21 protein-coding genes are annotated in these 26,670 nt (G+C 54.5%); 13 read left to right on the forward strand and 8 right to left on the reverse strand.

Going from position 1 to position 26,670, the window contains the following annotated elements:
- The coding region (locus tag IIA05_06370) for an SEL1-like repeat protein (GenBank protein MCH9026725.1) at positions 1-2,718 on the reverse strand (2,718 nt) is incomplete at its 3' end.
- 292 nt (positions 2,719-3,010) lie between these two features.
- On the opposite strand from IIA05_06370, the gene IIA05_06375 reads away from it, so the two are divergent.
- The 9 genes from IIA05_06375 to IIA05_06415 all read left to right on the forward strand — a co-directional run bounded on the left by IIA05_06375 (position 3,011) and on the right by IIA05_06415 (position 13,707).
- Positions 3,011-3,214, forward strand: a complete 204-nt coding sequence (locus IIA05_06375) for a hypothetical protein (protein MCH9026726.1) — start codon at positions 3,011-3,013, stop codon at positions 3,212-3,214.
- A 387-nt stretch (positions 3,215-3,601) separates the two neighbouring features.
- Complete coding sequence (locus IIA05_06380; protein MCH9026727.1) at positions 3,602-4,000, forward strand: ribosome maturation factor RimP; 399 nt, start codon at positions 3,602-3,604, stop codon at positions 3,998-4,000.
- 16 nt (positions 4,001-4,016) lie between these two features.
- Positions 4,017-5,519: a transcription termination/antitermination protein NusA gene (gene nusA / locus IIA05_06385; GenBank protein ID MCH9026728.1), complete on the forward strand. Its 1,503-nt coding sequence runs from the start codon at positions 4,017-4,019 to the stop codon at positions 5,517-5,519.
- Between the two features lie 17 nt (positions 5,520-5,536).
- The gene (gene infB / locus IIA05_06390) at positions 5,537-8,053 is read left to right on the forward strand and encodes a translation initiation factor IF-2 (GenBank protein MCH9026729.1); all 2,517 of its coding nucleotides are present in this window, start codon (positions 5,537-5,539) and stop codon (positions 8,051-8,053) included.
- A 10-nt stretch (positions 8,054-8,063) separates the two neighbouring features.
- Positions 8,064-8,447: a 30S ribosome-binding factor RbfA gene (rbfA, locus tag IIA05_06395; protein MCH9026730.1), complete on the forward strand. Its 384-nt coding sequence runs from the start codon at positions 8,064-8,066 to the stop codon at positions 8,445-8,447.
- The gene (gene truB, locus IIA05_06400) at positions 8,440-9,363 is read left to right on the forward strand and encodes a tRNA pseudouridine(55) synthase TruB (protein MCH9026731.1); all 924 of its coding nucleotides are present in this window, start codon (positions 8,440-8,442) and stop codon (positions 9,361-9,363) included. Before rbfA ends, truB begins: the two co-directional genes overlap by 8 nt.
- Positions 9,364-9,466: 103 nt before the next feature.
- Complete coding sequence (gene rpsO / locus IIA05_06405; GenBank protein MCH9026732.1) at positions 9,467-9,736, forward strand: 30S ribosomal protein S15; 270 nt, start codon at positions 9,467-9,469, stop codon at positions 9,734-9,736.
- 32 nt (positions 9,737-9,768) lie between these two features.
- Positions 9,769-11,856, forward strand: a complete 2,088-nt coding sequence (gene pnp, locus IIA05_06410) for a polyribonucleotide nucleotidyltransferase (GenBank protein MCH9026733.1) — start codon at positions 9,769-9,771, stop codon at positions 11,854-11,856.
- A 138-nt stretch (positions 11,857-11,994) separates the two neighbouring features.
- Positions 11,995-13,707, forward strand: coding sequence for a hypothetical protein (locus tag IIA05_06415; protein MCH9026734.1), 1,713 nt, complete (start codon positions 11,995-11,997; stop codon positions 13,705-13,707).
- 47 nt (positions 13,708-13,754) lie between these two features.
- Here IIA05_06415 and phaR read toward each other — a convergent pair whose 3' ends face one another.
- The 4 genes from phaR to queF form a co-directional block, all read right to left on the reverse strand.
- The gene (phaR, locus tag IIA05_06420) at positions 13,755-14,285 is read right to left on the reverse strand and encodes a polyhydroxyalkanoate synthesis repressor PhaR (GenBank protein MCH9026735.1); all 531 of its coding nucleotides are present in this window, start codon (positions 14,283-14,285) and stop codon (positions 13,755-13,757) included.
- 133 nt (positions 14,286-14,418) lie between these two features.
- Positions 14,419-15,342, reverse strand: coding sequence for a tRNA glutamyl-Q(34) synthetase GluQRS (gene gluQRS / locus IIA05_06425; GenBank protein ID MCH9026736.1), 924 nt, complete (start codon positions 15,340-15,342; stop codon positions 14,419-14,421).
- Between the two features lie 37 nt (positions 15,343-15,379).
- The gene (dksA, locus tag IIA05_06430; protein ID MCH9026737.1) at positions 15,380-16,099 is read right to left on the reverse strand and encodes an RNA polymerase-binding protein DksA; all 720 of its coding nucleotides are present in this window, start codon (positions 16,097-16,099) and stop codon (positions 15,380-15,382) included.
- 60 nt (positions 16,100-16,159) lie between these two features.
- The gene (gene queF, locus IIA05_06435) at positions 16,160-16,573 is read right to left on the reverse strand and encodes an NADPH-dependent 7-cyano-7-deazaguanine reductase QueF (GenBank protein MCH9026738.1); all 414 of its coding nucleotides are present in this window, start codon (positions 16,571-16,573) and stop codon (positions 16,160-16,162) included.
- 111 nt (positions 16,574-16,684) lie between these two features.
- Between queF and smc the strand changes: the two genes are divergently transcribed.
- Genes smc through IIA05_06455 form a run of 4 tightly spaced genes read left to right on the forward strand, consistent with a single transcriptional unit; the run spans position 16,685 to position 23,830 of the window.
- The gene (gene smc / locus IIA05_06440) at positions 16,685-20,188 is read left to right on the forward strand and encodes a chromosome segregation protein SMC (protein MCH9026739.1); all 3,504 of its coding nucleotides are present in this window, start codon (positions 16,685-16,687) and stop codon (positions 20,186-20,188) included.
- Positions 20,189-20,196: 8 nt separating this feature from the next.
- Entirely contained in the window at positions 20,197-20,892 is a 696-nt protein-coding gene (locus IIA05_06445) for a cell division protein ZipA C-terminal FtsZ-binding domain-containing protein (GenBank protein MCH9026740.1), read from the forward strand.
- A gap of 31 nt (positions 20,893-20,923) precedes the next feature.
- Positions 20,924-22,951 carry an NAD-dependent DNA ligase LigA gene (gene ligA / locus IIA05_06450; protein MCH9026741.1) on the forward strand — a complete coding sequence of 676 codons (2,028 nt, stop codon included), beginning with the start codon at positions 20,924-20,926 and terminating at the stop codon, positions 22,949-22,951.
- A 60-nt stretch (positions 22,952-23,011) separates the two neighbouring features.
- Positions 23,012-23,830: a hypothetical protein gene (locus IIA05_06455; GenBank protein MCH9026742.1), complete on the forward strand. Its 819-nt coding sequence runs from the start codon at positions 23,012-23,014 to the stop codon at positions 23,828-23,830.
- 83 nt (positions 23,831-23,913) lie between these two features.
- Here the strand turns inward: IIA05_06455 and IIA05_06460 are convergent, their stop codons facing one another.
- From IIA05_06460 to IIA05_06470, 3 genes are all read right to left on the reverse strand, one after another.
- Positions 23,914-24,840: a hypothetical protein gene (locus IIA05_06460; GenBank protein MCH9026743.1), complete on the reverse strand. Its 927-nt coding sequence runs from the start codon at positions 24,838-24,840 to the stop codon at positions 23,914-23,916.
- The gene (locus tag IIA05_06465; protein ID MCH9026744.1) at positions 24,833-25,720 is read right to left on the reverse strand and encodes a hypothetical protein; all 888 of its coding nucleotides are present in this window, start codon (positions 25,718-25,720) and stop codon (positions 24,833-24,835) included. The genes IIA05_06460 and IIA05_06465 overlap by 8 nt, the downstream gene beginning before the upstream one ends.
- A gap of 651 nt (positions 25,721-26,371) precedes the next feature.
- Complete coding sequence (locus tag IIA05_06470) at positions 26,372-26,629, reverse strand: BolA family transcriptional regulator (protein MCH9026745.1); 258 nt, start codon at positions 26,627-26,629, stop codon at positions 26,372-26,374.
- Positions 26,630-26,670: the final 41 nt, after the last annotated feature.

A 26,670-nucleotide genomic window follows, 5' to 3' on the forward strand; every position in this document is an offset into this window, starting at 1 on the left:
GTCCTCGATGAATCCCATCGCCGATCCAGCCGGAGGGACTGTCGTTGTGTAGGCTGAATCGTCCTTGGCGAAAATCACACTGATTCCGTTGGCAGAATTATAGCGTTTCCCCCAGCTCGTACCCCCGTCATCGTCCCAAATATTGAACTCAAACGTGAGAACAAATGGCGTTGTTGTTGGCTCTTTCATGAGGGCAACAGCCGATGCGCCGTACGCATCGACCGGAGTCAGGGTGAGGACACCGGACTCAGGATCAAGCGACGGGTAACCCGGGTTCTTGGGATTGCCGTACAGATTGTATGTAGACGAAGTATCGGGTCTCTTGTGTGTATTCCTGGAGTTGTCTTTGACGACGACTCGGTTGGTTTGGTAGGGCGTGTCTGTCGTATTTAGCTCATTGAAATCCCAATACGCCAGAATTCGGGTGCTCGCCGCCAACGTGGTTGGCGAGTCGCCTCTGGCCAGCGCTCGAATGTCGGCTTCGCCAAGCGCAGTCGCGAACACTGAGTAGTCATCCAGCATGCCGTGCATGTGGTTTTCCATTCCCAGCCTTTTGGCGCCAAGCCAGATTTCCGTAAAATCGCTTGGCAACGGTTTCGTGTTCTTCCCGGCGAGGAACAGTTGCCCATCGATCCAGATTTCCTTGTGCGAACCCTTCTTTGTAAAAACAAAATGATGCCATTGGTTCCACCACTTGACGTCACCGGAGTAACCGGGAAATGATGCGATGCTGGCTTCGATACGCTGGGTGTTGGCATTGCAGCAACCCGCAGTGTCGAAAACGATAGCGTTATTTCCCCAGGGAATGTGCGCTTGAAAACCACGCTTTGACTTGCCGCCGGAGGGTGAAGCTACCCAAAACACGGAACTGTTGACGATCTCGTAATTTTTTACCCAGATCGAAAACGTCAGCTCGTCTGCTTCTGCGGTCGCCGCGTTCAGGAAATCGGCGTCCGGAATCACAATCGACGGATTGCCCTTGCCCATGCCCAGGTCTACCCCACGATCACCTGGGTTACCCGAGAAACCACTGGCGTCGTCGGCGAGTCGAGCGGTGCCCAGAATAAATGCCACGATATTATTGAGCTTGTCCGAAACCGACTGAGGGCGCGGGCACCGGCTGAGGTCGCTGAGTTTTCTGCCCCGGTCGTAACAGCTTTCCGTCGCGTTGTCCTCGATGTCCCAGTCAGTCCAGTGCCCCTGGCGATAGTTTGCAAACCGCTGGCCTCGCGAGTTCTTCATGTAAGGCGGTCTGTAGCGTATGTATAATCCTTCCGCTTTTTTGCCGCCGCTTTCATACCACTGGGTCCAGTAGACGCGTCCCCATTCCTTCAAATAGCCGAGCTCCGGCCGAGCCCGCTGCAGGTGGTTTTCCTCAGATTTCTTTTGCCCGGTCTGATAGTACTCGGTCCAGGGACCATCCCTGAGGCCAGTACTTTTTTTGATCATGCCCTCCGACTGCTTTTCGCCGTTTTCGTACCAGCGGGTCTGGAGCCCGTCTGCAAGGCCTCCATCCATGTTTTTCACCGCGGATTTGTTCCCGTTTTCGTACCAAGTGGTCACTGGACCCTTGATCCTTCCATTGACGTAATTCGCCTCCTGCTTCTTGGTCCCGCTCTCGTACCAACTTACGAAAAGCCCTTCTTCTTTCCCATTGACGAAACTGACTTCACTGTGTTTCGACCCGTCTTCGTGCCACCATGTTTTCAGACCCTCTCGCTTTCCATTAACATAGTTAACTTCAAACCATTTTTGTCCGTTTCCATACTTCCACATGGAAGAAAGGCCCTCTTTCTGCCCATCAACATAGTTTGCCTCGGTATATTTTCTCCATTTCCTTTGGAATCTCGGCCCACCAGTCCATTGGGTCCTGATGCCATGTATGTTTCCGTTCAGGTAGCTCGTGAATATCGGAGAACCCCCGAAGTTCTTTCGGTCCCAGGTACAGCCGGTCAATGGCCCGCCATGCCCTTTCATTTGATTACTGTGTAGAAATGCACCACTTGACGAGTCCGCCACGATTGGCTCCAGGCACTCCAGTAGTTGCTGCGCTACGGGGTCTCCTTGCGCGGCGGCCAACCGATACCACTCAGCGGCAGTTTGGTCGTTTTCCTCGACACCCACACCAAACACGTAGCTGTCACCAAGCAACGATTGTGCATTGAGGTTGCCCTGCTCGGCCGCTTTCTTGTACCACTGAACGGCTGTAGCGTCGTTTTTCTTGACGCCTTCTCCCCGGTTGTACAGAACACCGAAGTAATATTGCCCCTCGGCGTCTCCATGTTTCGCAGCCAGGCCGAACCACTTCGCCGCGTTCTTGTAATTTTTGCGCTGGATCTTGTCCCGCAACGCTTTCAGTCCCGAATCACGTTGGGCAGCTCGTTTTTTCGAACTGTCCATTTTGGCCCAGGCCTGCTCAGCCTGTTCAATTGGATCCGGGGACTTTTTGCCAACTACTTTGTCCCAAATCTTATCGGCAAGCCACTCAGTATCCAAAATCGACCCGCGGGAACCCTGGCGAATTGATTCACCAATGGCCTCGACCCAGATCCCTTCCTCAGAAGCGCTTCTGCCCTCGTAGTAAATCAGACCGATGTTGAATTCCGCGTTGGCGTCACCCTGTTTCGCCAGAGCACGATATTTCGTCAAGGATTCCGTTTCCGCGAGCGCCGACAACGGAACTGTTACAAGCAATACAGCCAGAAAAAGCTTTTTCACTTTTGTCTCCCCAAAACAAGGTCTCTTATTATGGTCTGTACGACCATGTTTACATCTTTCGTGATTCTAGGGTCAGTGTCAGAGTACTCGTTTCAACACAATCAGGCGAAGCCCCCAGAAATACAGTATGTTACTGAGCGCCTGAACGCGGGCTGAACATGGAGCGTCCGAGCTTCATCGCTGACGAATACCGAAAAGGGCACGTATTGGGCAAGCGGAGTAGTTGCAATCATCGAATGCAGCCGCTGGGCTGACAAAATAACGGTGTTGATCGGTATACAACCGAACCCTGATGGAATCGTTTCGGCCTTTAGCGTTGCAGGACTTGAGTCATACCAAAATTTCTCCGAGTTCCAAAATTCATACTCGAGAGCATTTTTGGCAAGCATCGATGGCGGAGGCGGGTATAGCATCGATGGCGGCGGCGGCCGAACTGTTTTTAGCCAAGCTGTATGGCCACGATTGGAATGCCCATATCCTTGCCTTTAAAGGTTGAGGCTGCTGCGGAAAGCAGACATCGATACCGCTCCTAACCTCCTGCCTCGGGGCGGAATAGAGACTGATTTTGAGTGAAAAAGGGTTTTATGCGGCGATATACTAGGGTAATATGCGCGCTCAGCGGGTCACTCAAGCTTGAGTAGAGGGTGATCCGGCGTTAGATCGTAGCGCCGAATATACGGGCTGCAACGTGCCCCCGCTACCAAATTGGTAGAAAGCCCCGCTGGCCGGGGCTTTTTATTTGCAGCAGGCTCGGTGGCATGCTGGTTTGGCATGGAAAGTAGCGGGGCAGGACCGGGTGGGCTATAGGCCCATTTTTTGTACGCGAGGCAAAAGTTTGATCAGAGAGGAATTGATAGCGCTGCTTGAGCCGACCGTGAACGGTATGGGCTACGAGTTGATCGATATCGATCTGGATCTGGGCGGCACTGGCCTGCTCAGGTTGTTTATCGATGGCCCGGATGGCGTCGGCCTGGATGACTGCACGAAAGTCAGCCACCAGGTCAGTGCATTGCTCGACGTGGAAGACCCGATTCCCGGGCACTACACGCTCGAAGTGTCGTCGCCGGGCTTGAACCGGATTTTGCGGACTGCGGATCACTTTCGGCAGTTCACCGGCAAACGCGTCAAGGTTCGCATGGAGCGCGCCGTTGACGGGCGAAAAAGGATTATTGGCCGGTTGCTGGGTCTCGATGAGGAACAGGTACTGGTAGTGATGGCAGACCATGAATACCGGCTGCCGATTGAGGATATCAAGAGGGCGCGGCTGGCGCCGGAGTTGTGAGATCATGAGTTTGGAAATGCACAAGGAAATTCTGCTTGTTGTCGATGCTGTTTCCAATGAAAAAGACATCGACAAGGAAATTATTTTCGAGGCGATTGAAGCAGCGCTCGCCTCGGCGACACGCAAGACCCACAAGGACGATATTGACGTTCGGGTCGCGATCGACCGCCAGACCGGTGACTACGAGACCTTCCAGCGCTGGCTGGTGTTCGCGGACGACTCGACCGAGCTGGAAATACCGGATCACGAACTGCGCATGATCGACGCCGTTGACATCGATCCGGACGCCCAGCCGGGCGAATATGTCGAAGTGCCGATGGAGTCGGTCGATTTCGGGCGCATTGGCGCCCAGACCGCCAAACAGGTCATCGTCCAGAAAGTCCGCGAAGCAGAACGTAAACAGGTCTTCGAAGAATACCAGGAACGGGTTGGCGAGTTGCTCAGCGGCATGGTCAAGCGCGTCGATCGTAATGGCGCCTATGTTGATTTAGGCGGCAATGCGGAGGCGTTTATTCCACGCGAGCACCTGATTCCGCGCGAGCCCCTGCGTAATAATGAACGGGTCAAGGGCCTGTTGCGTGAGGTTCGTGAAGAAATCCGCGGACCACAACTGTTTCTGACCCGAACATCTTCTGAGTTTTTGCTCGCAATGTTCAAATTGGAAGTGCCCGAGGTCGGGCAGGGCCTGGTCGAGATTCTGGGGGCCGCGCGCGATCCGGGACTGCGCGCGAAGATTGCCGTGAAAAGCAATGACAACCGGATTGACCCGGTCGGCGCCTGCGTGGGTATGCGCGGGTCCAGGGTGCAGGCGGTATCCAATGAGCTGGCTGGCGAACGAGTCGATATCATTCTGTGGAACGAGGACCCGGCGCAGTTCGTGGTCAATGCGATGTCGCCGGCCGAGGTGCTTTCCATCGTGGTCGACGAAGATAAACACAGCATGGACATATCGGTCGATGCCGAAAAACTCTCCCAGGCCATCGGCCGGGGCGGGCAAAATATTCGGCTGGCCAGCGAGTTAACCGGCTGGGAACTGAACGTAATGGATGAGGCGGATGCCCAGACCAAGACAGAGGAAGAAGCCAAAGAACTGACCAACATGTTCATGGAACAGCTCGATGTCGATGAAGACGTCGCAATCATCCTGGTCCAGGAAGGGTTTTCTTCGGTCGAAGAGATAGCCTATGTGCCTAACTCTGAATTGCTCGGTATCGAGGAGTTCAACGAGACCATTGTCACCGAGTTGAGGAACCGGGCGAGGGACGTACTGCTGACCCAGGCAATTGTCAACGAAGAACGCCTGGATGAAGTTGAGCCCGCGGCTGACTTGCTGGAACTGGAAGATATGGACAAAGCGCTGGCATTTCAGCTGGCCAGCCATGGGGTCATAACCCGTGAAGACCTGGCCGAGCAGGCGGTGCTGGATCTGGAGGACGTCGAGGGTCTGGATGAAGAGCGGGCGGCCAGGCTGATCATGGCGGCACGAGCCCATTGGTTTGAGAACGAAGAGAGTACCTGACGCGCTGGAGCGTATATATGTCTGATGTGACTGTTAGCCAATTTGCCGAAGTACTGAAGGTACCGGTCGACCGTTTGCTGGTTCAGCTTGAGAAAGCCGGCATTGAGGTCGCCGGTGCGGATGACAGTATCTCGGATGAATCGAAAATGGAACTGTTGACGTTTTTGCGCAGGAGTCACGGTCAGTTTGGTGACGATGCGGCAATGGGTCCGAGAAAAATTTCATTGAAACGCAAGTCGCACACCGAACTGAGGTTGCCAGGCGCGCAAGGCAGAGCCCGTACGGTCAGCGTTGAAGTCAGGCGCAAGCGAACATACGTCAAGCGTGACGATCTCGAAAAAGAAGCCAAAGCGCGGCAGGCAGAGCTGGAAAGCATTCGCGCCGAGGAGCTGGCCGAGAAAAAACGCCAGGACGAGGAAATCCGCGCCAAGGCTGAGTCTCGTGAAGAGCAGCGCAATCGGCAAGAGCAAGAAGAAAAAGAACGCATCGAGGACGAGCGATCCAAAAAAGAAGCCGATATCGACCGCCGGGTGGATGAAGAATCCAAGAGACAGCAGGAAGCCCGCGAGACAGAGCGTCAGGAGAAAGAAAAGAAACACCGCGAACATGCCGCCCGCGCCGAGCGCGACCGCAAACGCAGCCGGACCAAGTATGGCCGCGAGGAACTGCATATTGGTTCGATCAGCGCCCGGCGCAAACGCAAGCCGCAGCGACGCCGGCCCAGCCATATCAACGTCGACCAGAAGCACGGGTTCGAAATGCCAACCGAGCCCGTGGTTCGCGAGGTCAAGGTGCCGGAGACCATTGCGGTCGGCGAGCTGGGCAAACTGATGGCGATCAAATCCGGCGATTTGATCAAGGCGCTGATGGGCATGGGTGTTATGGCTACGATCAACCAGGTACTGGATCAGGACACTGCCTTGCTGCTGGTTGAGGAACTGGGGCACAAGGCAATTTCTGTCAGTGAAGATCACGCTGAGGAGAAGCTCGTTGAGGCGGCCGGCGAAAGTGAAGCCAAGGAGCTACCGCGCGCGCCGGTGGTCACCGTCATGGGTCACGTCGACCATGGCAAAACTTCACTACTCGACTACATTCGCAAGAGCCGGGTCGCTGCCGGCGAAGCCGGCGGCATTACGCAGCACATTGGCGCCTACAGCGTGGAGACGGAGAAAGGAACGATCACTTTCCTGGATACGCCGGGTCATGAAGCGTTTACCGCGATGCGCGCACGCGGTGCGCGGGCGACCGATATCGTGATCCTCGTCGTTGCTGCGGATGATGGCGTGATGCCGCAGACCATAGAAGCCATTCAGCACGCCAAAGTTGCGGGAGTTCCGCTGGTAGTGGCGGTAAACAAGATTGACAAACCGGAAGCGGATCTCGAGAAAGTCCGCAGCGAACTTTCGCAACACGAAGTGATATCGGAAGAATGGGGCGGCGAACACCTGTTTGCCAATGTGTCGGCCACCAGCGGCGAAGGTGTGGATAAGTTGCTGGACATCATCCTGCTCCAGGCGGAGGTTCTGGAACTGCAGGCCCGGCGCGAGGGTCCGGCGGCCGGTGTGGTCATTGAATCCAGCCTGGAAAGAGGCCGTGGCCCGGTGGCGACAGTGCTGGTCAGGAAAGGCACACTGCGTTGCGGCGACGTACTTCTGGCGGGCCAGGAGTTGGGGCGCGTCCGCGCCATGTTCGATAATGCCGGCAAGGCGATAAGCGAAGCGGGTCCATCGATGCCTGTCGAAGTCCTGGGATTGTCGGGCACGCCGGCGGCGGGCGATGACGTGCTCGTGGTCAGCAGTGAACGCAAGGCAAGGGAAATTGCCGACCTGCGCCGCAACCGGAGCCGGGATCTCGATCTGGCCAGCCAGCAGGCTGCTCGTCTGGATGACGTATTCTCGCAAATGGAAGCCGGGCTGGTCAGTTCGGTTCAGATACTGATCAAGGCGGATGTCCACGGCAGTGCCGAAGCGATACGCGATGCCTTGGGCAAACTTCCCAGCGATGAAGTCAAGGTCAAGATTATCGCCTCGACCGTCGGTGGTATTACCGAATCGGATGTCCACCTGGCGGCCGCGTCCGACGCGATCATTCTCGGGTTCAATGTCCGCGCCGATGGCGCCGCACGCAAGACGATCCAGGAAATGGGCGTCGATGTTCGGTATTACAGTGTCATCTACGAAGCGATCGATGACGTAAAGGCGGCGCTCAGTGGCTTGTTGAGTCCGGAAATCCGGGAGCAGATCGTTGGGCTGGCGGAGGTCAGGGAAGTCTTCAAATCACCAAGCTTTGGCCAGATCGCAGGTTGCCTGGTCACCGAGGGCGCCGTCAGGCGCAACAACCCGATTCGCGTGCTTCGCGACAACGTAGTGATCTATGAGGGAGAACTGGAGTCGTTGAGGCGCTTCAAGGACGACGCCAATGAGGTTCGCTCGGGTACTGAGTGCGGCATCGGCGTGCGCAATTACAACGACGTCAAGGTTGGTGACCAAATCGAGTGTTACGAACGGGTCGAGATAGCCCGGACGCTGGATTGAGCGGCGCGATATGCCAAGAGAGTTTTCACGTACAAAAAGAGTCTCGGAGCAGGTAAGGCGTTTGCTCAACCAGCTGATCCTGACCGAGCTGAAGGATCCTCGTGCTGCCTCGGTCACCGTGACCGAGTGTGATGTCTCGAGGGACCTGTCGCATGCGACCGTGTTTTTCAGTCTGCTGGACCCGGATTCAGACCCGGAACCGACGGCAAAGGCGCTCAAGGGGGCTGCGGGCTTTTTGCGCAGCCAGCTGCGCAAGGCGATGGATACCAGGCAAGTGCCGGCGCTCAAGTTCGTCCACGATCAGTCGGTGGCGAGCGGGGTCCGGATCAGTGCATTGATTGACGAAGCGGTGAGCAAGGACAAGTCTCGCACGCAGGACAACGAACATGAGTAGGCTGCGCGGCCGCAGACAAAAAGGCCGGGCGATCGACGGTATATTGTTGCTGGACAAGCCGATCGGCCTGACTTCGAACCAGGCATTGCAGCGGGTCAAGCGCCTGTTTGACGCGAGAAAGGCGGGGCATACCGGGAGCCTTGATCCGCTGGCCAGTGGACTGTTGCCGATATGCCTTGGCCAGGCGACCAAGGTATCCGGGTTCCTGCTCAATGCCAGCAAGCGATACCAGGTTACTGCCCGGCTTGGGCAGCGTAAAGATACCGGCGATGCCGATGGCCGGGTCGTCGAGGAAGAGCCGGTACCGGCCCTGGACAATGACGCCGTCAAGCGGGTTCTTGCGCAGTTTGCAGGATTGCAGAAACAGGTGCCGCCGATGTATTCGGCGATAAAACACCAGGGCCAGCGCTTGTACAAACTGGCGCGCAAGGGCATAGAAATAGAGCGTCAGGCACGTGAAATCGAGATCTACGGACTCGAGTTGCTCAGCCTCGAAGACGATGCCCTGGAACTGGACGTGGCGTGCTCAAAAGGAACCTACATCCGGACATTGATCGAAGACATTGCCCAGGCGCTGGGCACGGTGGCTCATGTCATCGCGCTGAGGAGACTGAGCGTTGGCCCATATGCCGAGGGGCGTATGTATAAGCTGGAGGAGCTTGAGGCTCTGGCAGAGCAGGGTATGGAACGGCTGGATGACATTTTACTGCCGGTGGACAGTGCGCTCGGCCACTGGCCGTCCGTCGAACTGGGTGCAGACAGCGCCTATTACCTGATGCAGGGGCAGGCGGTGATGGCGCCCGGTGCCCCGCGTAGTGGAAAAGTGCGGCTTTACGATGAAAGCCATGGTTTTCTGGGAATTGGCGAAGTAAAACTGGATGGGCGGGTGGCTCCCACGCGGCTGTTTCCACGTTGAGCGTCGTGAATGAATATTTATTTGTATTTCAGCTTGTTAGCTGCGCGGCAGCAACTTAGAATAGCGGGCTGATTTGTGCCGGTGCGCCGGCCAGGGAGTGAAAATGCCTCTTTCAACAGAGCAGAAAAGCGAAGTAATTGCCGAATTCAAACGGGGAGATCTTGATACCGGGTCTGCCGAGGTGCAGGTTGCCCTGCTCACCAAGCGGATCACCGAGCTAAGCGATCATTTTGCCGGACACAAGAAAGACCACCATTCAAGGCGTGGATTACTGCGCATGGTTAACCAGCGCCGCAAGTTGCTGGATTATCTCAAGAGCAATGACCTGGAACGTTACCGGGCACTTATTGCCAAACTTGGGTTGCGCAGATAGGCCGCACAGCCCGTATCAGTGAAGGAAAAAATGTGAAAAGTATTAAGAAGAGTTTTCAGTATGGTGAGCATGAAGTCACCATCGAAACAGGCGAGATAGCGCGTCAAACGGATGGCGCGGTCCTGGTCAGTGTCGCGGATACCGTAGTCCTGGTAACCGCTGTTGGCCGGAAGGAAGCTGCAGCAGGCAGGGAGTTCTTTCCGTTGACAGTCAACTATCAGGAAAAAACCTACGCGGCCGGCCGGATACCCGGTGGCTTTTTCAAGCGCGAAGGGCGGCCCAGCGAGAAAGAAACGCTGACTTGCAGGCTCATTGACCGGCCGATACGTCCGCTGTTTCCCAAAGGTTTTTACAACGAAGTTCAGGTCGTCGCGACCGTCGTTTCGGTCAACCCCGATGTGGATCCCGATATCCCGGCCATTCTGGGAGCGTCGGCGGCACTGGCGTTGTCCGGTATGCCGTTCGCTGGTCCGATCGGTGGCGCACGGGTCGGATATATTAACGGCGAGTACGTGCTCAATCCCTCGATGAGCCAGTTGACCGAATCCAAACTGGACCTGGTCGTAGCGGGTACCGAGCGTGCCGTGCTAATGGTCGAATCGGAAGCGGATTGTCTAGACGAAGAGGTGATGCTCGGCGCAGTAATGTTCGGGCATGAGCAAATGCAGACGGCGATCAAGGCGATTGCAGAACTTGCGGCCGAAGCCGGCAAACCTGCCTGGGACTGGCAGCCGGCGGAAAAAGACGAAGAACTGGCAAAAGCGGTGGCCGAACTGGCGAGCGAAAAACTGGCGGCCGCGTACCAGGTTACCGAAAAGCAGGCGCGGTATTCGCAGGTAGGTGAAATCCGGGATGCCGTGGTCGAGGGACTGAGCGACGGCGATGACGCACGCTGGGATGCAGGAGATGTCGCAGGCGAGTTCAAATCGCTGGAGAGCAAGGTCGTACGCTCACGCGTCCTGGCTGGAGAGGCCAGGATAGACGGACGCGATACGACGACTGTCCGGCCGATCCATGTCCGGGTCGGTGTGTTGCCGCGAACCCATGGTTCAGCGTTGTTCACCCGCGGTGAGACGCAGGCAATCGTGGTGACCACGCTGGGGACCGGACGCGATGCGCAAATCATCGACGCGCTCGAAGGCGAGCGTCGCGAACGCTTCATGCTGCAGTACAATTTCCCGCCGTATTGTGTCGGTGAAACCGGTTTTATGGGCTCGCCAAAACGACGCGAGATTGGCCACGGCCGGCTTGCCAAGCGCGGAATTATGGCGGTCATGCCCGATCTGGATGAATTTCCGTATGTGATTCGCGTGGTATCGGAGATCACCGAGTCAAACGGCTCCAGTTCCATGGCTTCCGTTTGCGGCACCAGCCTGTCGCTGATGGACGCCGGTGTGCCGGTCAAGGCGCCGGTTGCCGGTGTTGCCATGGGACTGATCAAGGAAGGGGATAAATACGTCGTGCTGACCGATATTCTCGGCGACGAAGATCACCTGGGCGACATGGATTTCAAGGTAGCGGGTACCACGGATGGGATAACCGCTTTGCAAATGGACATCAAGATCGACGGGATTACCCGGGACATCATGGAAGGCGCATTGGCCCAGGCCAAAGATGGCCGTCTTCATATTCTTGGGGAGATGGCCAAGGTTATCGATCAGCCGCGTAAGGAAATGTCTGAATGGGCGCCCAGCATCATCACCATGCACATCGATCCCGAGAAGATTCGCGATGTCATCGGTAAAGGCGGCAGCGTTATTCGCCAGATTACCGAAGAGACGGGCGCCACTATCGATATCGAAAACGATGGCACGATCAAGATTGCTTCCGTTGAAGGTCTTTCCGGCCAGGAGGCTCGCAGGCGGATCGAACTGATCACCGCCGAGGTCGAGGTTGGCAAGATCTATGATGGCAAGGTGGCCCGGTTGATGGACTTCGGGGCGTTTGTCACGATTCTGCCGGGCAAAGACGGCTTGGTGCACATCTCCCAGATCTCGGAAGAGCGCGTCGAAAAAGTCAGCGACAAGTTGTCCGAAGGTGACAATATCCGGGTCAAGGTACTCGAGGTGGATCGCCAGGGCCGCGTTCGCCTGAGCATGCGTAACCTGGATGCTGAATAGGCATTCGCCAGCAGAACCAGGCAAGACACGAAAAGGAGCCGGGAGGCTCCTTTTTCGTCTGTAGACCTCAATCAGATCAATCATGCCTCTATGGGTTAAAATAACTCTCAGCAACAGACAGGATCGTTTGCATTCTGGATGGCAAAAAAAATTAAACCGCTTGTCTCCTTATTCAGAGAACTAAAGCGCCGCAAGGTGTTTGAAGCGGGTGCGTTCTATGCCGCTGGCGCCTGGCTGGTTGTCGAAGCTGTCTCCGTTGTGGTGCAGACCTATAAAGCGCCCGCCTGGGTAATGCAGGTGCTGGTCGCGCTCGCTTTCGCGGGATTCCCGGTAACGTTGATACTTTCCTGGTTCTTCAAGTTCGGCCAAAAAGGTATTTCACGCGACGAGGCAGGGAAGGTGGAGTATCAGGACGGGTTGTCAGCTGATCATGCTGCTGTGCCAGGTTCAATAGCGGTATTGCCTTTTGGCAACATGAGCACAGGCTCGGATAACGATTATTTTGCCGATGGATTAACCGAAGTCCTGATAGCCAAGCTCGCGGGTATTCAGTCTCTGCGTGTTATTTCGCGCACAACGATCATGCGATACCGGGAAACCAAGAAAGACTTGCGGCAAATTGGCCGCGAACTCCAGGTTGCGCACATTATTGAAGGATCGGTATTGCTGTCGGATCAGAGCGTGCAAGTCGTCGTGCAGTTGATCGACCCGTTGACCGACCACCATCGCTGGGCCGAGACCTATACCCGACCCGTGCAGGATTTTATTGGATTGCTAAACGAAATCGCTTGCATTGTTTCGGTTGAAATCGGCGCGCGGATTAGCACGGCAGAGCAGAAACGTCTGGATTCCGCTGCACCAGTCGATTCCAGGACTCTCAGGTCATATCTGAAAGGCCGCCATTTCTTCAGCAAGCGCACGCAACCGGGGTTTCAGGCTGCGTTGCAGTATTTTTCAGATGCGATCGGACAAGAAGCAGACCACGTGCCCAGCCTGGTCGGAATGGGAGAGGTCTTCCTGCTCCAGGGAATCTACGGATCCTTGCCGGCCAGCGAGTGTTTTCCTCAGGCAAAGCATTATTTTGAAGCAGCCTTGCGCCTGGATGACAAAGAGTATGCCGCGTTGTCAGGCATGGCAGCAGTAAAGATGTTTTTCGAATGGGACTTCGTTTCCGCCCGTTCCATTTTTCAAGCCAGCATTGCGCAAAATCCCAGTCAGATTATAGGCAGGATAGGGCTGGGTGATTTATTGGTGGTCGTCGGCGAGCAACAAGGGGCTATGGAGCAGATTCATACAGCCTTGCGGCTGGACCCGTTGGACGTGGGCGTATCGATGAATGTCGGCGATTTTCTTTTTTTCGGCCGCAAGTATGAACAAGCCATTGCACAATGGGAAAAGACGCTGGGGATCGCCGAGCATTTTGTACCGGCATACCTGAGACTGGCAGAAGCTTATGCGTTCCGGGGTGAATCGCTGGCCGCAAGGAAGCACATAAAGCGGGCAATGGAGCTTGATAGCGGGAACATCCAGGTTCTGGTCAGCGCCGTTTTTGTGTCTGCAGTGACCGGCGAGCATGGCAAAGCGAATTCGCAACTTGAAGAACTGCTGGCGCTGAGCGCTGAACGATATGTTGCACCCTGGGTATTCGCCCGCGCATACGCAGCGATGTGCGATACCGAGAAAGCGTATGAATGGCTGGACCGCTCGATCAATGACAGACACGGAGCGGTAATTTTTCTTGGGGTCAATCCGGCCTTCGACAACATCAGGACCCAGCCCGGGTTTAGCGATTTTCTTGACCGCATCGGTATCGCAGATGGCGGCGGTCTGGCCGCCAATACGACAGACTAGCAGGCTGTTGAAAGGCGGTCAGAATTTCTGCTAAGCGTGTGGGCTTGCTATGCAGCCGGACGGTCATTGCTGTTGTCGTCATCCTTATCGTGGTGGCGTTTGTCTCGATCGTTTCCCTGCCCACCGATGTCGGTCAGCGTGCGAAAAATCTCGTTTTGCACTGACTTCCAGCGCTCATAATTTTTTTGTGCAATATCCGTCATTACGCCAACCGGATCCACGCCGACCACATCTTTTACCTTATCCCGGATCTGTTGTTGCTGGGTCATAAACAGGCGCAGGCTCTGTTCCAGGTAGCTGCTCATCATACTTTGCATCGTGCCGCCATAAGACCGAATGACCTGCGCCAGGAAGTCCTGGCTCATGACCGGTTCACCATGCCCTTCCTGGTCGGCGATCACCTGCAATAAAATGCTTCGGGTAATATCTTCCTGTGATTTTTTGTCGATGACGACAAATTCGGTTTTTTCGAGAACCAGCCGGCGGATGTCAGCCAAAGTGATGTATCGACTTTCTTCGGTGTCGTATAGTCTGCGGTTCGGGTATTTTTTTATTATTCGGCTGCTGCTGTCATTCATTTTTTTCTCTTTCTGGAGAACGGATCAAGAATTGCCGCAATTTTGCTCTGCCGTGATGCTGCACCGGGTTGCACAAAGGAATCTGGTTTGCTCGAAGCATAGTACATTTTTGTGCGATACGGAAAAATATTCGCTAGCCTGCATTTTTTACTAAGCCCGCATCCCTGATTAGGCTTGGTCGCCAGTTTGCTATTGCCCACTCCAGGATTTCTGTATTCAGCGCCTTTGAGAGCTCGGCAGGCGGGTTTTGATGCAGAAATGCCAGGGCGGAAAGTAACGAATCAGACAAGGTTTTGTCGGTGAGTGGGTGGGCGCCGGTTTGTTTGCTCAGTTTTTGGCCGGTGTTGTTTAACACGACCGGCAAGTGCATATAGGCCGGCCTGGGGTAGCCCAGAACCGATTGCAGGTAAGCCTGGCGGCCGGTATTGTCCAGCAGGTCCGCGCCGCGGACCACATGGGTTATGGCTTGCTGAAAATCGTCGACAACCACCGCCAGCTGGTACGCAGGCAGGCCATCGCGGCGCTTTACGATGAAATCGCCGCACTGTGTGGCCAGGTTTTCCATAAAATTGCCGTAAATCCGGTCCGTGTATCCAATATGTACGCCGCTGGTTTTGATTCTCAGGCTGTGGGCCTGGTCGTTTCCTGGTGTCCGGGTCACGCAGGTTCCGGGGTAAATGCCGGCCGCATGACCAGGTTCGCCAACCGTTTTCCTCATTGATTTCCTGGAGCAAACACAGCGATAGAGCAGTTGCTGTTCGATCAGCGACTCCAGGGCGCGATCGAAATATGCCAGGCGCTGACCCTGGTATATAACCTCCCCATCCCAGTGCAGTCCCAGTGCGTCAAGAGTTCCTTTGATGCTGTCGGCTGCACCGGGGCGCTCCCGTGGGGGATCGATATCCTCGATCCGCAACAGCCAGGTTCCCTTGTTGGCACGTGCATCGAGCCAGCTTCCCAATGCGGTAACCAGAGAACCGAAATGCAGCGGGCCAGTGGGGGAGGGAGCAAACCGGCCGATATAGCCCGCAAACAAATCGGGGCCCTGAGAATTCATCTCAGAGCCCCGATGATGCTTTGCCATTCGAACTGAGTCAGCGATAGCGGTCGTCCCGATCCCGGTATTGACGTTCCGCCATTTCGCGGCGCTCCTGTGCATCGAGACACAGTGTTGCAACCGGGCGCGCCTCAAGTCGTTTCAGCCCGATTTCGTCGCCGGTCTCATCGCAATAGCCGTAGCTGCCTTCCTCGATGCGGGTCAGAGCCTGTGAAATCTTTCGGATCAGCTTGCGTTCGCGATCCCGTGTTCTGAGTTCGAGGCCGAATTCCGATTCCTGGGTCGCACGGTCATTCGGATCGGGAAAGTTCGCGGCCTCGTCTTTCATGTGATCGACAGTCCGGTCGACTTCTTCCATCAACGCCTGCCGCCAGGCCTTCAGGATATTCCTGAAGTGTCCAAGCTGGCCAGCGTTCATATATTGCTCGCCGCGTTTGGCTTTGTAAGGCTGGAAACCGTGTAAGGGTCCAGTCATCAATTGATTACGCCGTGTCCCGGTCTTGGCCGCGGCCTTTTTCCTTGCTTTCTTTTTGGCGGTTGTCTTTTTCGCCAGCTTTTTCTTGCCAGCGGCTTTTCTCTTAGCGGTTTTTTTGGTCGCCGTTTTTCTTATCGGCTTAGTTTTCTTGCCAACCTTCCTGGTCGTTTTCCTGGGGCTCTTTTTTTTGCTCGCCTTTTTTTTGGCAGCATTTTTAGCAGCGGTTTTTTTCCTGGCGGGCAATGCGCTATCTCCATCTTCGGCAAATGCCGAACGCGGCATTATACAACCCCCGCAGCCACTGTCCAGAGGCAGCTTTTCGCAAAAAAAACAGCTTTAATATCAGGGGGTTGCAGTCCGCATGGGCGCCTGCCATCCGGGTTTTCGGTGTTCTGCGACGACGGTGGTATAAATGCCGCCCCGCACATTGAATTCGGCGGTCAGACACATGTATCGGGGTTCGATCGCGGCGACACAATCGTCGAGAATCTGGTTGGTCACGGTTTCGTGGAATGCGCCCTCGTTGCGATATGACCAAATATAATTCTTCAATGATTTCAATTCAATACATAGCTTATCAGGAATATACTCGAAGTTTAGAGTCGCAAAGTCGGGTTGTCCGGTCTTTGGGCACAGGCAGCTAAACTCCGGAACCCGAATCCGAATGGTGTAGTCGCGGGCGGGGTTCGGGTTGGCGAAGGTTTCAAGACCCCGGACGGGGCGCGCCGGCTTGGATTTTTGCGGGTTTAAGGGCATCGGGATCGGCTCCTCCGAATCGGGCAAGCAAGGCGTATTCATTCAACAATAATTACTTTACACTACCGCTAATCAAGGAACCATCAGCCTCAGGGATTGGCGTCAGGGCATATGCGACTCAGCAAAATCAAGCTGGCGGGTTTTAAGTCTTTCGTAGACCCAATCACGATCTTTTTTCCAGGCAACCTGACCGGAATCGTTGGCCCGAACGGCTGCGGCAAATCCAATGTGATCGATGCCGTGCGCTGGGTGATGGGGGAAAGCTCGGCCAAGAACCTGCGCGGTGATTCCATGGCGGATGTCATTTTTAACGGTTCGAGCGCCCGTAAACCGGTTGGCACTGCCTCCGTGGAACTGGTATTTGACAATGCGGATGGCGCAATGGGCGGGCAATACGCCAGCTATGCGGAAATCTCCATTCGCCGGGTCGTATCGCGTGATGGCACTTCCGTCTATTACCTCAATAATGCGCGCTGCCGCAGAAAGGACATCACGGCCGTTTTCCTTGGCACCGGGCTGGGGCCACGCAGTTATGCCATCATTGAGCAAGGCATGATATCCAGGCTGATCGAGGCCCGACCCGAGGAATTGCGGGTATTCCTCGAGGAAGCGGCGGGTATTTCGAAATACAAAGAAAGAAGGCGAGAAACCGAGAACCGGATGCGGAGTACCCGGGAGAATCTCGAACGGTTGCATGACCTGATCGACGAGATCGAAAAACACATCAAGCACCTGCAGCGCCAGTCAAGAACCGCGAAGCGGTACAAGAATCTGAAGTCGGAGGAAAGAAAGCTGGGCGCCGAACTTATCGCTTTGAAACTGCGTCACCTGGATGTCAAGGCAGCCGTGGCCCGAAAGGAAGCCTCCGAAGTAGAAAATCGTTTGCAGGCGGCTGTGTCCGGGCAGCGGGCGGTCGAGGCTAAAATAGAGGAATTCCGCGACAATCATGATTCCCAAACCGATGTCTTCAACGAGGTTCAGGCGCGCTATTACCAGGTAGGCGCGGAGATCGCCAGGCTTGAGCAAAATATTCAGCACGCGCGGGAACTGAAAAAGAGACAGGAAACAGACCTTGAGCAGGCTCGGGCAAACCTGGGCGATATCCAGTCACACATTGTGCAGGACAAAAGCCGGTTGCATGGACTGGCCGAGGCGCTGGACGAACTGGGTCCGGACCTCGAAAAAGCCCGCCGGCAGGAAGTCGATTCGACAAATGCGTTGCGTGGAGCAGAACAGGCAATGGCTGACTGGCAGGAGAACTGGGAAAGTTTTGGCCGTGAAAACCATGTTGAGCAAAACCAGGTACAGCTGCACAAAGCGTCTATCGAGCACCTGGAGAGCCAGCTTTCCCGGATGCTGCAGCAGAAAAACAAAATGGGCCAGGAGCAACTATCGATATCCAATACCGATCTGGAAGAAAAGCTTGCTGAACTGGTCAAGGAGGAGCAGCAGGCCGAGGTCAAGGCCATGGCTTTGCAGCAGCAATTACAGCAAATCTCCTCACGGGTGGCGCAATTGCGTACCCAAGACCAGGAATTAACCAGCGAGCTCGACCTGGGCCGGTCGGATCTACAGAAAATCCGCGGTCAGCTGGCTACGCTCGAAGCGATGCAACAGGCAGCGCTGGGGCAGACCGAGGGTGAAGTCGTTGAATGGCTTGAGGGCAAGAACCTGGGTGACCGCCCGCGACTGGCGCAGGAGCTAGAGGTAGAAGCCGAATGGGAGGCAGCGGTTGAGACAGTGCTGGGTTCCTACCTGGAAGCGGTTTGCGTCGAGGGAATCGACGCCGTCGCCGAAGTCCTGGGCTCGTTGCAGGCAGGTTCAATCGCATTTATAGAGCGTAAGAAAGCGGTCGATCCGGTCGCCGACCACACGTTGTTGCTGAGCAAGATTCAAAACGGCTCGGGTCTGGAAGCGCTGCTCGGCGGCGTCCATGTCGCTGATTCGTTGGAGCAGGCGCTGGCAACCCGGGAAAATTTGGGGCCGGGTGACTCGATCGTTACCAGAGACGGCATCTGGCTTGGCGGGGGCTGGTTGCGAGTCGCTCGCGCCAAGGATGAGCATTCCAGCGTCATTCATCGTGAGCAACAAATCAGGCTGCTGCGCGAGCAACACGGTGAGTATGCCGCTCGCGTAACTGGCGACGAGGACAAGCAAGGGGCGGTCAGGCGCGATCTCGATAAACTCGAGTCTGAAAGGGAGGAAGTCCGGGAAGAGGGTGGGCGGCTGCAACGATTGCACGCAGATTTGTGTGGACAACTGAAAGCGGAGCGGCACCAGGCGGAGCAAACCGCTAGCCGGACGCGCAGCCTGGGAATCGAGCTTGCGGAAGTATCGCGCGATATCGAAAAAACGACTCAGCAATTGAGAAACTCACGAGCGGCAGTCGAAAGCGGCATCGAGATTCTGGCGGCCTTGGAGGAAAAACGCGGCATCCTGGAAGAGCAGCGCGTGGAGCTTCAGTCGAAGTTTGAATCTTCTCGTGAAATTGCGAAAAAAGGTCAGCTCGCATGCCAGGAGATTGCGATCAAAGTCGAATCGAGGCGCAGTACCCGCGAATCGGCCAGCGCCAACCTGTCGCGCATGGAAGATCAGCTCCGGGGATTCAGGGACCGTGTCGATGAGCTCGAGGAACAGCTTCGGGGCGGTGAAGAACCGTTTGTAGAAAGCCGTCAGCGACTCACCGAGTTTTTGGAAAATCGCATAACAGTAGAGCAAAAGCTGGCGGATGCGAGAAAGCGGCTCGAGGAGATAGAACAAGCGCTTCGCGAACATGAACACGAACGGACCGAGGCTCAGTCAACCGTCGAAGAGATTCGCCAATCGTCGGATCGGGTGAGGATGACGGTTCGGGAAATCAGTGTGCGACAGGAAGGTGTCAGCGAACAATTTGACGAAACCGGTTTTTCGATCGACGAAATTACCAGCGAAATACCGGATGACGCCAGTGTAGAACAGTGGGATGAGCAGTTGGAACGCCTGGCGAGTCGGATAAACCGTCTTGGACCGATCAACCTGGCCGCCATTGGGGAATACCAGGAGCAGCTCGAACGGAAAGAGTACCTGGATAAGCAAAATACCGACTTGAGCGATGCGTTGGAGACGCTGGAAAACGCGATTCGAAAAATCGATCGCGAGACGCGTACGCGATTCAAGGAGACCTTCGATAACATAAACGACGGCCTCAAGGCGAAATTCCCGAGGCTTTTTGGCGGTGGTCATGCCTATTTGGAACTGGTCGGCGACGATTTGCTGAATTCCGGCGTCACGATCATGGCGCGGCCGCCGGGCAAGCGCAACAGCACGATTCATCTGCTTTCAGGCGGCGAAAAGGCGCTGACGGCGGTGGCGCTGATATTCAGTATCTTCGAATTGAATCCGGCGCCATTCTGCCTGCTGGACGAGGTTGATGCGCCACTGGATGATGCCAATGTCGCCCGTTTCTGCGAGCTCGTGCGTGAGATGTCGGAGCAGGTGCAGTTCGTCATCATTACGCACAACAAAACGACAATGGAAATGACGGCCCAGCTTACCGGCGTCACTATGCACGAAGCCGGCGTTTCCAGGCTCGTGTCGGTCGATGTTGACGAAGCGGTGCAAATGGCGGCCAGTTAGAGCCTGGAATGACAGAGCTGCGCTGGATATTGCTGATCGTTGGTGTGGTAGTCGTAGGCGGCGTGTATTTGTGGAGCAAGCGCCAATTAGACGATGACCGGCCAGTCAACGATTCTTTCCATAAACGCACTGAGCCATCGCTGGATTCCAGCGCAAATTCCGAGATAGAGCCGGAGGGGCCGGTTGCGGATGCGGGCCACGGCAGCGACCAGGATTCACCGCCGGCAGGCAAAGGACGGCGTTCCAAAAAACCTGCTTCCAAAGGGCGTATTTACCAGGACCTTAGCGGGGACGAAAAGATCATTTCATTGAGAGTCGCCACGAAAGGCGGGCTGCTTCTCAACGGCATGGACATCGTAAAAGCGCTGATGGACGCCGGGTTAATGCATGGCAGTTTCCAGATATTTCATCGGATGGCGGAAAACACGGAGGTCCCCGTATTCAGCGTGGCGAGCCTGCTCGAACCGGGGACCTTTGATTTGTCCAAGCTGGAAAGCATGAATACGCCCGGGCTGACTTTTTTCATGGTTTTGCCTGGCGCATTGGATGGCATTGAAGTTTTCAACGACATGCTGGCAACAGCCCGCGGGATCGCCGAGAGAACGAACTGCGAACTGCTGGACGAAAAGGGCGGGGCACTGACTGCGCAGGGAGCGGGGTACATCCGCGACGAAATCGTTCGGTATCAGCACCAGACTGGCTGAGCCGCGTACCCGGGCATCACGACGCAGCGATATGAGCGCACCCAAAGAAACAGCAGTGCATGCGAAAGAGCTGCGACTACAGATTCGACGCCACAATCACCTGTATTACGTATTGGACGATCCGGAACTATCCGACGCGCGTTATGACGGCCTGTTGCGGGAACTCCGGAAACTCGAAGCTGAATATCCCGATTTGATTACCGAGGATTCGCCGACGCAAAGAGTGGGTGCAAAGCCGGTCAAAGCATTTGATCAAGTACACCATCAGTTGCCAATGTTGTCTTTGGAAAATGCGTTCGATGAAGACGAGTTGCGCAATTTCGACCGTCGTCTGAGAAATCGGCTCAAGCTCGAGGATTCCGAAGAAGTTGAATATGCAGCAGAACCAAAACTCGATGGATTGGCGGTCAGTATTCTTTATGAAGGAGGAAAGCTGGTTCGAGGCGCCACCCGGGGCGATGGCAGCACGGGCGAGGATGTAACGCATAACATCAAGACCATAAACGCGATCCCCTTGCGGCTGTCAGGTTCGGAATATCCACCGCTGCTGGAGGTTCGTGGCGAAGTCATTATGCCGCGGGCCGGATTCGATGAACTTAATGCCAGGGCCCGGCGAAAAGGCGACAAGGAATTTGTCAATCCACGCAACGCGGCCGCCGGCAGCCTGCGTCAGCTGGATCCAAGAATAACGGCACAAAGGCCGCTGGATATCTATTTTTATGGTATCGGTCAAATATCGGCAGGACACTCGGTGGCAACCCACGACATGGGAATGCAGTTACTCAGGCAATGGGGCCTGAAGGTTTCTCCTGAATCAGCGGTGTTGTCCGGGGTGGATAAATGCCTGGCCTACTATGCTGCCATTTTCAGGAAAAGAGTCTCGCTTCCTTACGACATCGATGGTGTTGTTTTCAAAGTCAACCGGCTCGATTACCAGGAGGCGCTCGGTTTTGTGGCTCGTGCCCCGCGCTGGGCGATTGCGCAAAAGTTTCCAGCCGAGGAAGAAACCACCATCGTCAAGGATGTCGAGTTCCAGGTAGGCCGGACCGGTGCGCTAACACCGGTGGCGAGACTGGACCCCGTTTTTGTCGGCGGTGTAACCGTTAGCAACGCAACACTGCACAATATGGATGAGCTGCAACGCAAGGATGTCAGGATCGGTGACACCGTGGTGGTTCGACGAGCGGGAGACGTCATTCCCGAAATAGTCAGTGTGATAAAAAAGAAAAGGCCAGCTAAGGCCAGAAAAGTCAGACTGCCGGCTAAATGCCCTGTGTGTGGTTCGGACGTTGAGCGGCCAGAAGATGAAGCGGTTGCCCGGTGCAGTGGCGGATTGTTTTGTCCGGCGCAGCGCAAAGAAGCAATAAAACATTTTGCATCGCGCCGTGCCATGGATGTTGATGGCATGGGCGACAAAATTATCGACCAGTTGATCGAGACAGGAATTGTCAAAACAGCAGCCGACCTCTACAGGCTTACGTTGGAAAATCTGTCCGGACTGGACCGCATGGCGGAGAAATCCGCGGGGAATATTATTAATGCGCTGGAAAAAAGCAAGCAAACAACCCTTGCGCGTTTTTTGTTCGCGCTCGGAATTCGGGAAGTCGGTGAAGCGACGGCCCTGTCATTGTCGGCATATTTCGCAGATCTTGACGAGTTGATGGCGGCCGATGAAGAAGCCTTGATGGCGGTGCAGGATGTCGGTACGGTCGTGGCCTCCCATGTGCGCACTTTCTTCCAGCAAGCGCACAACAAAGAGATTATCGATGCATTGTTGGCGCAGGGCATCCGTTGGCCGGTAGAACGAAAAGCTGCTGCAGATAGTCGATTGCCGCTGGCCGGGAAGATATTCGTATTGACCGGGACACTCGATAAATTGACCAGGGATCAAGCAAAATCAAGGCTGCGGGAGCTTGGGGCAAAGGTTGCAGGATCTGTCTCCAGGAAGACTGATTTTGTGGTGGCGGGCGAGAAACCCGGGTCAAAATATGAGAAAGCACTAAATATGGGAATTTCGGTAATTGATGAAGAGGCGCTTTTGCAGCTAATTAGCAAATAATGCCTTGCTGCGGTATATATATGGGCTAATTATTAAACCTGACCTCCCGAGTTAGTCACCATGTCCGAACTCCCAAGACATATTCAGCTCCTTGATGCCAGCAGAAATGCGCTCAAACCCTTGTTCAGAATTTTTCTGCGCTCGGGCATTTCCTACAAAGATTTTACCGAAGTGGCCAAATCGTTGTTTGTCGAAATCTCGACCGACGAATACGGCCTGAGGGGCAGGAAGACGAATATATCGCGGGTTGCGATCATGACGGGCCTGACGAGGAAGGAAGTCAAGAAGATTCGCGATGACGGTTGGGAAAAAATGCGGGAAGACAAGATAAGCAACAAACTGAGCCCCGCATCGGCTGTCTTGCATTTCTGGCATACGGATTCAGATTACCTGGATGACAAAGGGTCGCCCATTCCGCTGGCCTATGACAACGGTAATCCGTCCTTCCTAACGCTGGCCAAAAAATATGGGGGTGACGTACCATCAGGCGCGCTTTTCAAGGAACTGATACGAGCCGATGCTATCGAGTCGGATGGCGATAGTTTTTATCCGATAAAGCGGCATTTCATCGCAGTTGAGGTAGATGACATACTAATTTGGGCGCTGAGAAATTCTGTCAGGCACAAACTAGGTACGCTAGAATATAATACTAGACCTGGCCGACTTCCTGAGGCGAGAAGATTTGATCGGCGTGTTTTTTTAACTGTTCCGAAGAGTAAACTAAAGAAAGTAAGTGAAATAGCAAGAGAGAAACTTCGGAAGTATACCGAAGACTTAGATGATGAATTGTCTCGTTATGAAACTGGGGATAGCCTGAATCCTGACAAGAACTCAAAAATAGTGGGTGCTGGGTTTTATTATTTTGAGGACGAGGACTAACGAATATGGATTTGAAACAGCAGTACGCTTCTATTGACCCTTAACAGTTTGGCGATTAGAAGGTAAAAGACTAAAACAGCACTTCAAAGAAAATCACGATCACTGATGTAGTTAGGATAATCGCCGCCACCAATGCTCAGGGGCGAATCGCCGCCACCGATGCTCAAGGGCGAATCACCGCCACCAATGCTCAAGGGCGAATCACCGCCACCGATGCTCAAGGGCGAATCGCCGCCACCAATGCTCAAGGGCGAATCGCCGCCACCGATGCTCAAGGGCGAATCGCCGCCACCGATGCTCAAGGGCGAATCACCGCCACCGATGCTCAAGGGCGAATCGCCGCCACCAATGCTCCAGGGCGAATCACCGCCACCGATGCTCCAGGGCGAATCGCCGCCACCGATGCTCAAGGGCGAATCGCCGCCTCCGATGCTGGCCAAGAACATGCCTGCCTTAAGATTTTGGTACTCGGAGAAGTTCGCGTATGACTCAAACCCTCGTGTGCTATTCGCCAACATTATTCCATCCTGGTTCGGTTGCACACCGGTGAATACGGCAATTTGGTTGGAATCGATTTGGGTTGGCGCAGAAAGAGACGGTGTGACGTCTATAGTCAAATCACTGAGGGATACATGACCATTTTCGTCCAATGATTCAAAGAGCATCCCGGATACCATAACTGGCGATGACCCTGGTACATATTGAGATTCCAGTACTTCGATATGTGTAGACGATATTTGGCCAGTTGCCGAAATATACCCAAATACAGCGGTATACGAACCAGATTCCATATGCTCGACAAAACTCTTCGCATCGGAAAATTCGACGGTCACGAGCTGACCCATTATTTCGAGGGTTCGACCTTTTGCTCTCGATACCGGGCCAACTAACAACAATGCCTCGGGTTGCGAGCCTTCGAGCCTCTTTTCGTTTTTTGGCATTCCAACTGTCGCACCAGAAAGAAATAAGGCCATTGCGGTAAATACCGATACTGCAATTGCTTTAGTCATCTTCCTGCTCATCATAATAACCCCCGAAAATTTCAGTTAATTCTTGAAAACGGCTTTTGCTTCTTACAAAGTGATATACGCCCGCACCTGCAATTTTTGCATTCGAAGGAACGAAATCACTGGTTCGGCGTGCTATCTTTTTTCCTAACCAATCATCCATTTCTTCAAGGTATTTTTGCCCGGACACCCGGACAAAGTTCTCAAAATCTACGAGTTCGCCCTCTGTAAGTTTTTCATCAGACCAAACGGTTCGTTGAAATCGCCCAACACCACCAGCTACTTTTTTCTCCAAATTAATAATTACGGTCTGATGGAAGTCGGCTAAAGCTTTCTGCATCATTTCCAGACCGCCGGGCGCCAGGCTTGGTGGGATGTATGTCCGCATCAAAACCCGGTACAAACTGTCTTTTGTTTCTTCTACCGCTCCAATTCTCAGTAACTCATCGAGCATCGCTCTCGGTGGCATGTCGCCGCTGTGGCGCTTTACCAGGTCCGAAAAAGTCAGCCCTTCTTCCGCGTCGAAGGGCAGATCATTCGGCGTGCCATACGGTCCAATAAAGTCGTCGTCCATGTGCCAGCCAAGTAACACCCTGGCGGCTCGACCCTGCGGTGATCCCTCGTATCCGTACAGGCGGCGATGCTCCTCCTTAATAACTCTGGCCACTTCCTTGCGGGTCAGGCCGGTAACGATGGCCACCCGCGATTGGGACATTTTTTTCCCGGGCACCTCGAATTCGTTTGCCGCGACCTCCACAAAAGCGGTCTTGATCAGTTCTATAAACTCTGCGATCGACACGCCGTTTCTGAGCAGCACGCCGATAAACGGGCGAAAAATCTTTTTAAACGCATCCAGCAGGCTATTTTTGGGCGTCTGATTCATGCCTGTTGTAGGAAACATCGAGCGGAACCCTCTGAATCCGCAGCATATTACATAACCCAACCTTTGGGGGACTTTAATCCCAAACTTTTTAGACAGTCAAGCGAAAAACGTCATAACTGGTTAGTTTGCAAGGGAATCTTGCTTGACAGTCTCGAGTGAGACTGGTTAAACATAAGGCATGATTGAATGTATTATGTTAATAAAAGGCGGTAAGTCTTTGAAGAAAAAGATAAAAAAGAGTGTTAAAGCGATTCAACACCGTACTTTGCCCCAAAAATATTTGATCGACTTAGAGATTTTGCCGATTTGACCTGACGACGGACAAAACCGGGAACAAAACGATGGATTTGCGCGACCGATATGCCGCGGGAAGGCACTGTCTTGCGGAGAACGAGCGTTTCGCAGGGCCAGACATAAAAAAAGGCCGGCATCCTTGCCGGCCTGGGTCTCACCTTAGCAGGGGAGATCTGAGGGTTGGAGCGGCTTGCCCTGAGCGATAGAGAAAGCCAGGTTCATTTATAGAAAAATTGCGGGCGCAAAGGTGTGAACCACGTCACACTTTGGCAAAGGCAAGGGCATCGTCCGGAAATCTGGCCTGATGAGCCACCTGAGCCCTCGACCAGAATCTGCAATCCTTGCTGATACAGCCTGCTAGTATCGCGCGTCGATCTGCAAAGCGTGAATATCAGAGTTCATCAGATCGCCCACGGCATCATAGACAAGCTGGTGTCTTTCGAGGGCGGAGCGTTCTTTGAATTTCGGCGATTCGATCAACACGAAAAAATGCGAGCGGCCGTCGCGTGCGCCCGTATGGCCAATATGCTTTTCACTGTCATCCCTGATTTCCAGTCTGGTTGGCTCAAGCGTTTCCAGTCTTTCCCTCAACAACCGGATGCGTTCTTTATTCATGGCAAAACCTTGTTTTTGAACGGAGTGACTTCAGTTGGCTT

This window comes from Pseudomonadota bacterium (genome assembly GCA_022572885.1).
In the GTDB taxonomy this organism is placed as follows: domain Bacteria; phylum Pseudomonadota; class Gammaproteobacteria; order Steroidobacterales; family MnTg04; genus MnTg04.